Genomic DNA, 12405 nt, shown 5'->3' with positions numbered 1-12405 from the left:
GACCGCTGGTCGGCGACCAGGTCGGATGCTCTCGACGACTCGTCGCCGGTCGGTGGCCCATTCATGTGGTCAAGCGTCACAGCACGGTTCTCACCAGGGCGTCTCCGACCGTGCGCTTCTCGTGCCGATCGCCCTGCCGGAAGCAGCCAGGGAGATGCACCGGTTCCGTGGGTGCTGCGAACGTGGTGCCACATGGGCCGTTCATCGACGAGGGGACGCGGGGCATGACAGACCTGGTGTCCGTTCTGGTGAGGGAGCTCGCCCGGGACGGCGTACGGCAGGCGTCCGGCGTCGTCGGTGCGGGCAATTTCCTCGCCGTCGCCGGCCTGATCCGGCACGGCGTCGACTACGTGGCCGCCCGGCCCGCACGCCAGCCGGCGGAAGTGGACGCCGTCCTGCACCGGCTCGCCACGGCGCGCAGGCCGCTGGTGCTCGCCGGGCTCGGTGCGTGGCGGTCGGGTGCGGCCAAGGTGCTGCAGGACCTCGCGGCGCGGGTCGGCGGGCTGCTGACGAACGGCCTGTTCGGCGACTCCCGGTGGTCCATCGGCGTGTGCGGCGGTTTCGCGTCCCCGGTGGCCGCGGACCTGATCGGGCAGGCCGGCCTGGAGATCGAGGCCGACGCCACAGACGCCGCGACCGCGCTGCTCGACGCGATCGACGCGGCCGAACTGGTGCGCACCGACTGGCGCGACGTGGCGGAGCCGATGCTGGCCGGAGTGGGGTGGGCACAGGAGCCGTACACGGACGTGAGCGCGACCGAACGGATCGACCCGCGCACGCTGAGCTTGGAGCTCGCTGGAATCCTTCCCGCGGAACGGACGGTCGTGCTCGACGGAGGCCACTTCATCGCGTGGTCCTTCATGTACTGGCCGATGCCGGATCCCACGGCGACGGAGTTCCCCGACACGGATTCCGCCGAGATGGCCGCCGCGTTAGGGGCCCAATGGTGCGCGGCAGGCATGCCGGGATCGCTGGTACGCGACTGCAAGATCGTTCGCGAGGTGGTCGCGCCGTTCCTGGCGGAGCTGCGGGCGGACGCGGATCGGCAAGCGAGGAGACGGCCGGGCCCGTGACCGGCAACCATAATCGACAGGCCATTACCGGAAGTGCCTGTCCTGATTTCGAGAGGACGTTCAATGACCGCGATTCATGAGGCCGAGGCGACCAGCGACGCCCTGGACGCCTACTACGGCGAGTTCACCGGCGAGAAGCAGAAGGAAGCCCTTGGCGTGCCGCTGCGGCTGGTCGAGGCGTGGTCGCGCAACGACGCGACCGACGTCGCGAAGGTGTTCACCGAAGAGGGTGTGATGCTGCTTCCCGGCGATGTCTACAAGCGCGGCCGCGAAGAGATCCAGGCTTTCATGGCGGCCGCTTATTCCGGTCCGTTCAAGGGAACGGGCGTAACGGGACGACCGGTCGATTTTCGGTTCGTCACCGACGACGTCGCCGTGTTCCGGACGCACGGCGGAATTCTCGCGCCCGGGGAGACCGAGATCGCGCCGGAACTGGCGGTGCTGTCGAGCTGGGTCGTCGTGAAGCGGGACGGCCAGTGGCAGCTCGCCGCCTACCAGAACAGCCCGCGTGGGGGCGGCGCGACCCTGCGCTGGTAATCCGCCGCGATCAGCAAACACCTGACACAAGACTCGCTTGGAGGACGATCCAATGAGCAGCAACGCCGAAGCCCTCGTGGAGGGTGCGAAGAAGTGGGCGTCGCACTACGGCCCCTACCCCAACGGGGTCGAGGGTGCCGTGGTGACCGCGCAGCTGCGTGTACGGGCGGGGTGGGACGCGAACGACGCCGACGCCATCGCCGACCTGTTCGTCGACAACGGCAGCATGCTCGTGGGCGATGCCCAGCTGAGCAGCCGTGAGGAGATCCGCGCGTACCTGGCTGACGCCTTCGCCGGTGGTTTCCAGGGAACCCGGCTGACCGACGAGCCGAAGGAGGTCCGCCTGCTGACCGACTCGGTAGCGATCGCGGTCACCGAGGGAGGTGTCGTCAAGAAGGGCCAAGACGGCATCGAACCGGAAGAGCTGGCCCGCTCGCTGTGGGTGCTCGTCAAGAAGGACGGCGACTGGCGGGTCGTGTCGAGGCAGACGAGCCCGGTCAACAGTTAGGAGCGGGTGTCTCCTCGACCTCGATCGAGATTGAGGAGACATTCCCACGAAAGTGGCGGTCGGTGGCGTCACGTGGCGTCACCGCGAGCAAAGCGGGCCCAGCCGTGGTGTCGGCCAGGACCGCGCCGCCATGTCCGGCCGGAACCGAGGCCGCACGTCAGAACCAATCAGGCACAGGAGATGCGATGTCAGCCGATTCCATTCGGGACCTGTTCTCCGCTCAGGTCGAGCGGACGTTCGCCGGGTCGGACGAGCGGATGTACCGCACGGGCGACTTGGCTCGGGTCGGCAGGGACGGCGGCGAGTCCCTCCATGCGGCGCGACTCTCCACGGTCGCCGGTCCCGCGGCACTTGTCGACGCCACGCAGAGCACCGCGGCCTGAGAGACAAAGAGAACGCGATGACCGAACAGACCCGGCCGCTGACCGGCGCCGAATATCTCGAAAGTCTCCGCGACGGCCGCGAGATCTACCTCTATGGCGACCGAGTCAAGGACGTCACCGAACATCCCGCGTTCCGCAACCCGGCGCGCATGACGGCCCGGCTCTACGACGCACTGCACGACCCGGAGCATCGGGACGTGCTGACCACCGAAACCGACGCCGGCGGCCCCGGCGGCTACACGCACCGGTTTTTCACCACGCCGCACAGCGCGGCCGATCTGATCGCTGACCAACAGGCCATCGCCGCGTGGTCACGGCTGAGCTACGGCTGGATGGGCCGTGGCCCGGACTACAAGGCGTCGTTCCTCGGCACGCTCGGCGCGAACGCCGACTTCTACAACCCGTTCGCCGACAATGCGAAGCGCTGGTACCGGGAGTCGCAGGAGAAGGTCCTGTACTGGAACCACGCCTTCGTACATCCGCCGGTGGACCGGCACCGGCCGCCGGACGAGGTCGCCGATGTGTTCGTGCACGTCGAGCGGGAGACCGACAGCGGTCTGGTGGTGAGCGGGGCGAAGGTCGTCGCGACGAACTCCGCGCTCACGCATTACAACTTCATCGCCCACACCGGGTTGCCCATCAAAGACCGCAAGTTCGCCATTGTCGCCACCGTGCCGATGAACGCCCCCGGCCAGAAACTGATCTGCCGCCAGTCGTACGCCGCCTCGGCCGCGCTGACCGGCAGCCCGTTCGACTACCCGCTGTCCTCGCGGCTGGACGAGAACGACAGCGTGCTGGTGCTGGACAAGGTGCTGATCCCGTGGGAAAACGTGTTCATCTACGGGGATACTGCCAAGGTCGGCATGTTCACCGGGTTTTCCGGGTTCAACGAGCGCGCCATGTTTCACGGTTGCACGCGGCTCGCGGTGAAACTGGAGTTCATCGCCGGTCTGCTGGCCAAGGCGCTGGACATCACCGGGGTCTCCGAGTTCCGCGGGGTCCAGACGCGACTGGGGGAAGTGCTCGCTTGGCGCAATCTGTTCTGGGGGCTGTCCGACGCCGCAGCGCGGAACCCGGTGCCGTGGCGGGGTGGTGCTGTCCTGCCCAACCCGGACTACGCCATGGCTTACCGCTGGTTCTCCCAGATCGGCTACGCGAGGATCAGGGAGATCGTGTTGCAAGATGTCGCGAGCGGACTGATCTACCTCAACTCCAGCGCGCAGGACTTCCACAACGATGACATCCGGCCGTACCTTGACAAGTACCTGCGCGGATCGAACGGGGTCGACGCCGTCGAGCGGGTAAAGGTGATGAAACTGCTCTGGGACGCGGTCGGCACCGAATTCGGCGGCAGGCACGAACTCTACGAACGCAACTATACCGGTAACCACGAAAACACCAGGACCGAACTACTTCGTGGGCAACTCGGCGACGGCAAGCTCGACGGCTATCGTGCGTTCGTCGACCGCTGTCTTGCCGAATATGACCTGAACGGCTGGCAGGTGCCGGACCTCGCCTCGTTCCCCGACGTCGGCGCGGCAGGCCGCGCCCTGCTTGGCTGACGTGATCATGTTTCGATGGAAGGAGGGTCAGCACATGACTGCCGCCATGGATACCTCGGCGAAGGACTATCCGCTTCCGCCAGAGCCGGGCCTGACCGAGCACGAAGTATTGGCCCGCGCCGAACGGATCGCCAAGACGCTCGTCGACCGGCAGCAGGAGACGGAGGCCCGCGGGTTCTATGCGCTCGACACGCATGAACTGCTGCGCAAATCCGGCTTCTACCGGCTGATGGTGCCACGGCGATACGGCGGTTACGAATTCGGTATCGACACTCACATGCAGGTGGTTGAGAGGCTCGCGCGGGGGTGCGCGTCGACGGCGTGGATGTACACCTTTGGGGCGTCCCACGCCCATCTGATTGCTGCTGTTTATGGCGAACAAGCGCAGGATGAGCTATTCGCGGGCGGTGACTTCATCTGCCCGGGAGTCATCGCGCCGGCCGGGTTCGCCGAGCCCGCCGAAGACGGCGGCTGGATCGTGGACGGCGTGTTCCGCTATGCCTCCGGCTCGCCCTACGCCACTCATTTCGTCGGCCAGACCTTCGTCGCGGGAGCGGAAGGAGAACCGCCCGAGCAGTTGATGTTCATCGTGCCGAGGGACCAGTGGCGGCGGCTGGACGACTGGGGTTCCCAGCTTGGCCTGAAAGGCAGTGGCTCGCACAGCGTCAAAGTCGAGAAGGCGCATATCCCGGCGCACTACGCGCTGCTTGGTACGCATATGGGAATGATCTCCGTCGTCGGGGGAACGCCGGGGCTTCGGCTGCATCGCAACACCTTGTACGGCGGCAGCGTGGTGGCCCCGTTCACCTTCCAGCTCGGCGCGCTGTCCGTGGGCATGGCCACCGCGGCGCTGGATGTCTACGCCGAGTTGACGCGGGAACGTCCGGTCACGTATCCGCCGTTCGGACCGCGTTCCGAAGACCCGGATTTTCAGCTCCGTTACGGCGAAGCGGCTGGACGTATCGCGGCGGCACGGGCGGCGATGACGGACGTGCTGAGGCAATGGCATGAGACAGCCGAGCGGGGGAATGTCACCCGTGAGGTGGAGCTCCGGATGTCGATCATCAGCCGCGAGGTCGTACGGATGACGTGGAACACGGTGTCCGACATTCTGTATCCCACCGCCGGGACCAGCGCCGTACGTGCGGGCGAACGGCTCGAGCGGATCTGGCGGGATATGTCGACCCTGCATACGCATGCCGGAGTGCACATCTATCTGGCCACCATCGCCCCCCGTGAACTCGCTCAACTGGAACTGGGCATCGCGAGCTGAACTCGCAACACGCCATCGCCGAGATCAGGAGGAACCGGGTGCTCCGCAATTTGGTACTGGACCATCGAATCCAGAAGTATGTGCGGGATGTTTCCCTTCGCGAAGACGACATCGCGCGTGAGCTGCGGGCGGCCACCGTGCGGCTCTCGTTCGAGCACGGCATGTTGACTCCACCGGAGGAGGCGCAGTTGCTCGGCTTCCTCGTCCGGCTGACGGGGGCCACCACCGTCGTCGAGGTCGGGACGTTCACCGGGTATGGCACGCTGGCCATGGCCCGCGCCGTCCCCGCGCACGGGCGCGTCATCACGTGCGACGTCAACGCGCAGTGGCCCGAGATCGGCCGCCCGTTCTGGGAACGGGCCGGGGTCGCCGACCGTATCCAGGTGGAGATCCGTCCCGCCCTCGAGACCTTGGACGCACTGCTTGCCGACGGTGCCGCCGGCACGGTGGACTTCGCGTTCATCGACTGCAACAAGGAAAGCTATTCCGACTACTTCGAGCGATGCCTTGAATTACTCCGGCCGGGCGGATTGCTTGTGCTGGACAACGTGCTCTGGTCAGGCAAGGTGGCGCGCCCCGACATCAGTGACCAGGAGACAGACTCACTCCGCGCGCTGAACGCCGCACTCTGCGATGACGACCGGGTTGACCTGAGCATGCTGCCGGTCTTCGATGGTGTGACCCTAGCGTATAAGCGAGCCGACTACTCGCGCGCCGCAGCGTAGTCCACAGTAGTAGTTGAATTTGGTCAGGCCCCCCACGGCCCGCGCCGGGTTTGTCGCCGGCGGAACCCGGCCCGGACTGACTCGGGAGGAGGCCGTTGAGCTGCGCGAAGGCCGCGGCCGATGCCGGAGTTCCTCTTCGAGTCCGCCCGGGCAGCGAGCGATCTCCTGCAGTGCGGTGGCCTGACGCTATACCCGCGCATCGACTGGGTTTCTCGCACAGTGGCGGTGGCCTGCCCCCACTCACCGACCGGGTTGCAGTTGTTCCGGGACGTCAACCGCGGCAATGATGCGGCACGGATCGCCGAGCTGGAACGCGAGGTGCGTGAGTTGCGGCGGGCAAATGAGGTCCTGAAGACGGCCTCGGCGTTTTTCGCCGCCCCGGAGCTCGACCGAAGAATCAAGTAGCGTCTGACGATTCCACGCCCGGGCGGGTTGTCGAGGGTCTCCATGTGGACGGCACCCTGCTCGTCGGCCCAGCGGCGGCAGGCCATGATCCCCCCTCGGTGTTCCTTACCAGACGGTAACTTATCTTCGGTGTATCCAAAAGCGCATACGTTCCGGCAACGCCGTCTTCCCTTGACTGGTCGGCATGAGCGAACCGGCACTCGGGATGACGATCTATGGGTGTGCACCCGATGAGGCCCTGCTGTTCCGGGAGATGGCGCCGCGCTTCGGGGTGACGCCGACCCTTACGGACGCCGCCCTGTGCGAGGCCAACGTCGGGCTCGCCGCCGGCTGCCGATGTGTCAGCGTCGGCCACAAGACTCCGGTCGACGACCGGACTCTTCTGGCGCTCAGCCGGATCGGCGTCCGCTACCTCTCCACGAGGAGCGTCGGCTACGACCACGTCGATGTCGGCTACGCGCGCAGCGTCGGCATTTCCGTGGGGAACGTCGCCTATTCCCCGGACAGCGTGGCCGACTACACGCTCATGCTCATGTTGATGCTGTCGCGGGACGCCCAGTCCGTCATCCGGCGGGCCGACGAGCACGACTACCGGTTGAACGACGTGCGGGGAAAAGAACTGCGCGATCTGACCGTCGGGGTGATCGGGACCGGACGGATCGGCGCCGCGGTCGTCCGGCGGCTGCGCGGGTTCGGTTCCCGGGTGGTGGCGTACGACAGCCGGCCGCACGCGGACGTCGACTACCTGCCGCTCGAAGAACTGCTGCGGTCGAGCGACATCGTCACCCTCCACACGCCACTCGACGCCGGAACGCATCACCTCCTGGACCGGGGGCGGCTCGAGCTGATGAAGCCCGGTGCGTTCGTCGTCAACACCGGGCGAGGGCCGCTTCTCGATACCGGAGCCCTGGTCGAGGCGCTGGAAACCGGCCGGCTGGGCGGGGCCGCACTCGATGTCCTCGAAGGAGAAGAAGGCGTCTTCTACGCCGACTGGCGGGGGCGGCCCGTCGAAAGCGAACTGCTGGTGCGGCTGCAGAAACTGCCGAACGTGCTCGTCAGTCCGCACACCGCCTACTACACGGATCGCGCGCTGCGCGACACCGTCGAAAACTCCATCACCAACTGCCTGGAATTCGAAAGAGGGACACGGCATGGCTAGGCTCAAGCTCGGCATCATCTTCGGGGGCTGTTCCGAAGAGCACCCCGTTTCCGTGAAATCCGCGGGGGAGGTCGCGCGCCACCTCGACATGGGGAAGTACGAACCGTTCTGGATCGGGATCACCAGGGACGGCGCCTGGAAACTCTGCGACGGCCCGGAAGCCGGGTGGGAGAACGGAAAGACGGTCGTCCTGTCGCCGGACCGGAGTGTTCCCGGCCTGCTCGTCCTGGACGAGGGGAAGTACGAGACCATCGGGCTCGATCTGGTGCTGCCCGTGCTGCACGGCAAGCTCGGCGAGGACGGCGCGATCCAGGGCCTGCTCGAACTTTCCGGCCTGCCCTACGCCGGCTGTGACGTCCAGAGTTCCGCCCTGTGCATGGACAAATCGCTCGCTTACGTCGTTGTCGCGAGCGCGGGGATCGCCACGCCGAAGTTCCGGACCGTCCGGCCGGGCGAGGACGTCGACGGGCTCGATTATCCCGTCTTCGTAAAACCGGCCCGTTCGGGTTCGTCGTTCGGCGTCAGCAAAGTCACCAAGGAAGAAGAGCTGGCCGCGGCTATCGCGACCGCGGCGCAGTACGACTCGAAGGTGCTGATCGAGGAGGCCGTCGCCGGGAGCGAAGTCGGCTGCGCGATCCTGGGCAGCGGAGCGGACCTGTTCGCCGGTGAGGTGGACCGGGTCGCCCTCTCGCACGGCTTCTTCCGGATCCACCAGGAAGAATCGCCCGAAAGCGGCTCCGAGAACTCGACGTTCATCGTGCCCGCCGACATCCCGGCCGAAACCCGCGCACGCGTCCAGGAGACGGCGAAGGCCATCTACCGCGCGCTGGGCTGCGGGGGACTGGCCCGGGTGGACATGTTCCTCACCGGCGACGGCACGGTGGTCCTCAACGAGGTCAACACCCTGCCCGGCCTGACGTCGTACAGCCGCTACCCGCGGATGATGGCGGCCGCCGGCGTGCCGCTCTCGGAGCTGATCGACCGGATCGTGGCCGGGACGGCCCGGTGAACGACGACTTCGCCTTCGTGGACGAGCTGGTGCCCGGCATCCGCTGGGACGCCAAGTACGCCACCTGGGACAACTTCACCGGCAAGCCCGTGGACGGGTACCTCGCCAACCGCATCGTCGGCACGAAGACCTTGTGCGCCGCACTGGCGGAGGCGCAGGAGAAGGCCGCGTCCCTCGGCTTCGGCCTGCTGCTGTGGGACGGCTACCGGCCGCAACGCGCCGTGGACCGCTTCCTGCGCTGGGTGGACGAGCCCGAGGACGGTCGGACGAAGCTGTGGCACTACCCGAACATGGACCGGGCCACGATGTTCGCCAAGGGGTACGTCGCGGCCAAGTCCGGGCACACCCGGGGAAGCACCGTCGATCTCACCCTCTACCACCTGGTCACCGGCGAACTCGCGGCCATGGGCGGTGGCCACGACCTGATGGATCCCATCTCGCACCACGACGCACGGGGGATTTCGCCTCTCGAAGCGGGGAACCGCCGCTACCTCCGGTCCATCATGGAGGATTGCGGGTTCGCCGCGTACGAGCGCGAATGGTGGCACTACGGCTTGAAGGACGAACCCTACCCGGACACGTACTTCGACTTCCCCATCGCGTGACCGGGCAGGCGGACGGTCACGCGGAGGCCGCCCGCCTGCCGCGGGGCGAGGGTGAGCGTCCCGTCGTGGGCGTGGGTGATGCTCTTGACGATGGCCAGGCCGAGACCGACCCCGGCCTGGTCGCTGCGGAGTCGCTCGGTGCCGCGCTGGAACGGCTCGGCGAGGGTGGCGACCAAGGACGGCGCGAGCTGTTCGCCGGTGTTCTCGACGGTGAGCACCACGGCGCCGGGCTCGACGCCGGTCGTCACCCGGACCGCGCCTCCCTCGGGCAGGTTGTGGACGATCGCGTTGTGCACCAGGTTCGTCGTCAGCTGCAGCAGGAGCGCCGGTGAGCCGAGGGCGACCGCGGCCTCGCCGGACGTCTCGATGGTGACTCCCCGCTTCTCGGCGAGGAGCAGGAGCGTTTCGGCGGCTTCCTCCGCGACCAGGGACAGGTCGACGCGGTCACGGCTGAACGCCCGTTGCTCGGCGCGGCTGAGCAGCAGCAGGGCCTCGGTGAGTTCGATCGCGCGCGCGTTGACGACGCGGAGGCGTTCGTCGAGTTCGCCGGTGGTGCGCTCGGGGTCGTTGCGGGCGACGTCGAGGAGGCTCTGCGTGATCGCCAGCGGGGTGCGCAGCTCGTGCGACGCGTTGGCGGCGAACCTCCGCTGCTCGGTGACGTGCGCTTCGAGCCGCGCGAGCATGGTGTCGAAGGCGTCGGCGAGTTCGCGGAACTCGTCGGTGCGGCCCGGCAGGCGGATGCGGTGGGAGAGCGAGCCGGTCGCGGCGACGCGCGTGGCGTCGGTGATGCGCGTCCGCGGGGCGAGCATCCGGCCGGCCAGGACCCAGCCGCCCAGCAGCCCGAAGACCAGCAGGAAGACGATCACGACGACCATGAACGGGACGAATGCGCGCACCAAGCGCGAGCGGTTGATCCAGAAGTTGCCCTCGGTGATGATCCAGCCGTCGGGCAGGAAGTACAGGTAGAACGCCAGCACGGCGCCCATCAGCAGCAGGCCCGCGAGCATGACGAACCCGGCGTAGCTGAGGGTCAGCTTGAGCCGGGCGCTCAGCCCGGGTTCCCTATCCACGGCGGGGTTCCCCGGTGTCGATCCGGTAGCCGACACCGGGCACGGTCTCGATGATCCCGGGTTCGCCGAGCCGCTTGCGCAGCACCGAAACCGTGATGCGCACGGCGTTGGTGAACGGGTCCGCGTTCTCGTCCCAAGCCCGTTCCAGCAGCTCCTCGGCGCTGATCACGCCGCCGCCCGCCGCGACGAGGACCTCGAGCACGGCGAACTGCTTCCGGGTCAGGGCCACGTACCGGCCGTCGCGGTAGACCTCACGGCGGAACGGGTCCAGGCGCAGGCCGGCGATTTCGTGCACCGGCGGCCGGTTGTGCGCGCGCCGCCGGTCGAGGGCACGGAGCCGGAGCACGAGTTCCCGGAGTTCGAACGGCTTCGTGAGGTAGTCGTCCGCGCCGAGCCCGAAGCCGGTGGCCTTGTCGTCGAGCCGGTCGGCGGCGGTGAGCATGAGGATCGGCATCCCGCTGCCGGAGGCGACGATGTGCCGGGCGATCTCGTCCCCGGACGGGCCGGGGATGTCGCGGTCGAGGACGGCGATGTCGTAGGTGTTGACGCTCAGCAGTTCCAGCGCGGTGTCGCCGTCGCCGGCGGTGTCCGCGGCGATGGCCTCCAGCCGGAGGCCGTCGCGGATGGCGTCGGCCAGATAGGGCTCGTCCTCGACGATCAAGACACGCACTCCGCCGATGCTACGAGCGGGCGCCTATCGGCCGCATATCGGAAAGCGCGTACGCGACGGCAACACCGCGCCGCCTTGACTCGGGCGGCATGACCTCCAGTCAACGCACGCCCCTCGGCCGGGGACACGGCGCCGTGCCGGACGGCCTGCCGGTTTTCGACGACGAGTCCCCCGCCGTGGCCAACCTCGATCCCGACCTGCTCGACGCCCTGCGCCGGGCCGCGGCGGACGCCGCGGCCGACGGGGTGGCGTTCGTCGTCAACGGGGGCTGGCGCTCGTGGGCCTACCAGGAACAGCTGCGGCGTCAGGGGATCGCGAAGCACGGCTCGGAAGCGGCCGCGGCCCGCTGGGTGACGACGGCGGACAAGTCCGCGCACGTGCGCGGCCAGGCCGTCGACATCGGGCCGCCCGCGGCCCGCAAGTGGCTCGCCGAACACGGGGCCCGGTACGGGCTGTGCCAGATCTACCGCAACGAACCGTGGCACTACGAACTGCGCCCGGAGGCGGTCGAGTGCGGGTGCCCGCCGATGTACGCCGATCCGTCGCAGGACCCGAGGATGCGGTGACCACGCGAAGTCCGCCGCGTGGTCACGCGCCCATTGCGCGAGGGTGCGGGCGGGCCGGCCGGTCACCTCCCGCACCGCCGGGCGCACCACGTCGGGCGTTTCGACCGTGTCCGACCAGTAGTCCAGGAGCATCGCGACGATGTCGTCGCCGACGCCGTAGGAGCGCATTTCGGCGCGGAACTCGTCGGGCGTGGTCTCGGTGAAGCGCAGCTCACGGCCGATGGCCGCGCCGATCGCGTCGAGCTGCTCGACGCGGGTCAGCGCCTGCGGGCCGGTCAGGGCGTACACCTTGCCCTCGTGGCCGGGTTCGGTCAGCGCCACGGCGGCGACGGCGGCGATGTCGGTCTCGTGGATCGGGGCCTGCGCGGACGTCGGGTACGGCCCGCGGACCCCGCCGGTGTGGCGGATCGGCTGGGCCCAGGACAGCAGGTTGACGGCAAAGGTGCCGGGTCGCAGGATCGTCCAGCTCGCGCCGCTGTCGCGGACGGCGTCTTCGATCGCGGAGTGGTGCACCTGGCTGGCCGACCCGTGGTCACGCTCGTGTTCGAGGGCGGCGGCGAGCGAGGAGAGCAGCACCAGGTGCGCGTCGCCTGCCTTGACGAAGCTGGCCACGTCCGCGGCCGGGAAGACGAACACGCTGTCGACACCGTCGAACAGGCCTTCCGGCGGCGCGGCCAGGTCGCCGGCGACCAGCTCCACCTCCGCGGGCAGGTTGGCCGTTCCGGGCGAGCGGGTCAGCGCCCGCACCCGGTGCCCGCCCGCGAGCAGCTCGCGGACGAGGTGGCGGCCGACGGTGCCGGTGGCGCCGGTGACGAGGACGGTCTTGGGTGTGGTCATGCCGTCGAGGGTGGCGCGTATTG

14 protein-coding genes and 1 pseudogene are annotated in these 12405 nt (G+C 68.2%); 12 read left to right on the top strand and 3 right to left on the bottom strand.

The window, feature by feature from the left end; translation table 11 throughout:
* The first annotated feature begins 224 nt into the window (after positions 1–224).
* The 11 genes from ACFPLC_RS07680 (at position 225) to vanX (ending at position 9239) form a co-directional block, all read left to right on the top strand.
* Entirely contained in the window at positions 225–1073 is an 849-nt protein-coding gene (locus ACFPLC_RS07680; protein ID WP_378195730.1) for a hypothetical protein, read from the top strand.
* 63 nt (positions 1074–1136) lie between these two features.
* Entirely contained in the window at positions 1137–1610 is a 474-nt protein-coding gene (locus ACFPLC_RS07675; RefSeq protein WP_191307076.1) for an SgcJ/EcaC family oxidoreductase, read from the top strand.
* Positions 1611–1662: 52 nt separating this feature from the next.
* Entirely contained in the window at positions 1663–2118 is a 456-nt protein-coding gene (locus ACFPLC_RS07670; RefSeq protein WP_191307078.1) for an SgcJ/EcaC family oxidoreductase, read from the top strand.
* A 185-nt stretch (positions 2119–2303) separates the two neighbouring features.
* Positions 2304–2501, top strand: a complete 198-nt coding sequence (locus tag ACFPLC_RS07665; protein ID WP_191307080.1) for a hypothetical protein — start codon at positions 2304–2306, stop codon at positions 2499–2501.
* A 17-nt stretch (positions 2502–2518) separates the two neighbouring features.
* Entirely contained in the window at positions 2519–4063 is a 1545-nt protein-coding gene (locus tag ACFPLC_RS07660; protein WP_378195725.1) for a 4-hydroxyphenylacetate 3-hydroxylase family protein, read from the top strand.
* A gap of 34 nt (positions 4064–4097) precedes the next feature.
* The gene (locus ACFPLC_RS07655) at positions 4098–5336 is read left to right on the top strand and encodes an acyl-CoA dehydrogenase family protein (RefSeq protein ID WP_378195722.1); all 1239 of its coding nucleotides are present in this window, start codon (positions 4098–4100) and stop codon (positions 5334–5336) included.
* Between the two features lie 38 nt (positions 5337–5374).
* Positions 5375–6061 (top strand): O-methyltransferase, encoded by a 687-nt coding sequence (locus tag ACFPLC_RS07650; protein WP_378195721.1) that lies wholly within the window; start codon positions 5375–5377, stop codon positions 6059–6061.
* A 120-nt stretch (positions 6062–6181) separates the two neighbouring features.
* Positions 6182–6466, top strand: a complete 285-nt coding sequence (locus ACFPLC_RS07645) for a hypothetical protein (RefSeq protein WP_378196015.1) — start codon at positions 6182–6184, stop codon at positions 6464–6466.
* 184 nt (positions 6467–6650) lie between these two features.
* Positions 6651–7625 (top strand): D-isomer specific 2-hydroxyacid dehydrogenase family protein, encoded by a 975-nt coding sequence (locus ACFPLC_RS07640; RefSeq protein ID WP_378195718.1) that lies wholly within the window; start codon positions 6651–6653, stop codon positions 7623–7625.
* Positions 7618–8634: a D-alanine--(R)-lactate ligase gene (gene vanA, locus ACFPLC_RS07635; protein ID WP_378195716.1), complete on the top strand. Its 1017-nt coding sequence runs from the start codon at positions 7618–7620 to the stop codon at positions 8632–8634. The genes ACFPLC_RS07640 and vanA overlap by 8 nt, the downstream gene beginning before the upstream one ends.
* Positions 8631–9239, top strand: coding sequence for a D-Ala-D-Ala dipeptidase VanX (vanX, locus tag ACFPLC_RS07630; protein WP_378195713.1), 609 nt, complete (start codon positions 8631–8633; stop codon positions 9237–9239). Before vanA ends, vanX begins: the two co-directional genes overlap by 4 nt.
* Here vanX and ACFPLC_RS07625 read toward each other — a convergent pair.
* Positions 9203–10291, bottom strand: coding sequence for a sensor histidine kinase (locus ACFPLC_RS07625; protein WP_446681640.1), 1089 nt, complete (start codon positions 10289–10291; stop codon positions 9203–9205). The genes vanX and ACFPLC_RS07625 overlap by 37 nt on opposite strands.
* Positions 10292–10301: 10 nt before the next feature.
* Positions 10302–10979, bottom strand: a complete 678-nt coding sequence (locus ACFPLC_RS07620; RefSeq protein ID WP_378195707.1) for a response regulator transcription factor — start codon at positions 10977–10979, stop codon at positions 10302–10304.
* An 89-nt stretch (positions 10980–11068) separates the two neighbouring features.
* Here ACFPLC_RS07620 and ACFPLC_RS07615 point away from each other — a divergent pair, with 89 nt between their 5' ends.
* On the top strand, positions 11069–11545 hold the full coding sequence (locus tag ACFPLC_RS07615; protein ID WP_378236265.1) for a D-alanyl-D-alanine carboxypeptidase family protein: 477 nt from the start codon (positions 11069–11071) through the stop codon (positions 11543–11545).
* A gap of 183 nt (positions 11546–11728) precedes the next feature.
* Here ACFPLC_RS07615 and ACFPLC_RS07610 read toward each other — a convergent pair.
* Positions 11729–12382: pseudogene (locus ACFPLC_RS07610) on the bottom strand (SDR family oxidoreductase); the annotation flags it as partial.
* Between the last annotated feature and the right edge of the window lie 23 nt (positions 12383–12405).

Origin of the sequence: Amycolatopsis plumensis, from assembly GCF_042652605.1 — a bacterium.
Lineage (GTDB): Bacteria > Actinomycetota > Actinomycetes > Mycobacteriales > Pseudonocardiaceae > Amycolatopsis > Amycolatopsis plumensis.
This window is presented reverse-complemented; position numbering and strand designations above follow the sequence as displayed.

Bases quoted from the DNA above. Each gene is read 5' to 3' on its own strand.
- ACFPLC_RS07640 (WP_378195718.1), top strand. From the start codon at position 6,651: ATGAGCGAACCGGCACTCGGGATGACGATCTATGGGTGTGCACCCGAT.
- ACFPLC_RS07680 (WP_378195730.1), top strand. From the start codon at position 225: ATGACAGACCTGGTGTCCGTTCTGGTGAGGGAGCTCGCCCGGGACGGC.
- vanA (WP_378195716.1), top strand. From the start codon at position 7,618: ATGGCTAGGCTCAAGCTCGGCATCATCTTCGGGGGCTGTTCCGAAGAG.
- ACFPLC_RS07655 (WP_378195722.1), top strand. From the start codon at position 4,098: ATGACTGCCGCCATGGATACCTCGGCGAAGGACTATCCGCTTCCGCCA.
- ACFPLC_RS07665 (WP_191307080.1), top strand. From the start codon at position 2,304: ATGTCAGCCGATTCCATTCGGGACCTGTTCTCCGCTCAGGTCGAGCGG.
- ACFPLC_RS07660 (WP_378195725.1), top strand. From the start codon at position 2,519: ATGACCGAACAGACCCGGCCGCTGACCGGCGCCGAATATCTCGAAAGT.
- ACFPLC_RS07675 (WP_191307076.1), top strand. From the start codon at position 1,137: ATGACCGCGATTCATGAGGCCGAGGCGACCAGCGACGCCCTGGACGCC.
- ACFPLC_RS07670 (WP_191307078.1), top strand. From the start codon at position 1,663: ATGAGCAGCAACGCCGAAGCCCTCGTGGAGGGTGCGAAGAAGTGGGCG.
- ACFPLC_RS07645 (WP_378196015.1), top strand. From the start codon at position 6,182: ATGCCGGAGTTCCTCTTCGAGTCCGCCCGGGCAGCGAGCGATCTCCTG.
- ACFPLC_RS07615 (WP_378236265.1), top strand. From the start codon at position 11,069: ATGACCTCCAGTCAACGCACGCCCCTCGGCCGGGGACACGGCGCCGTG.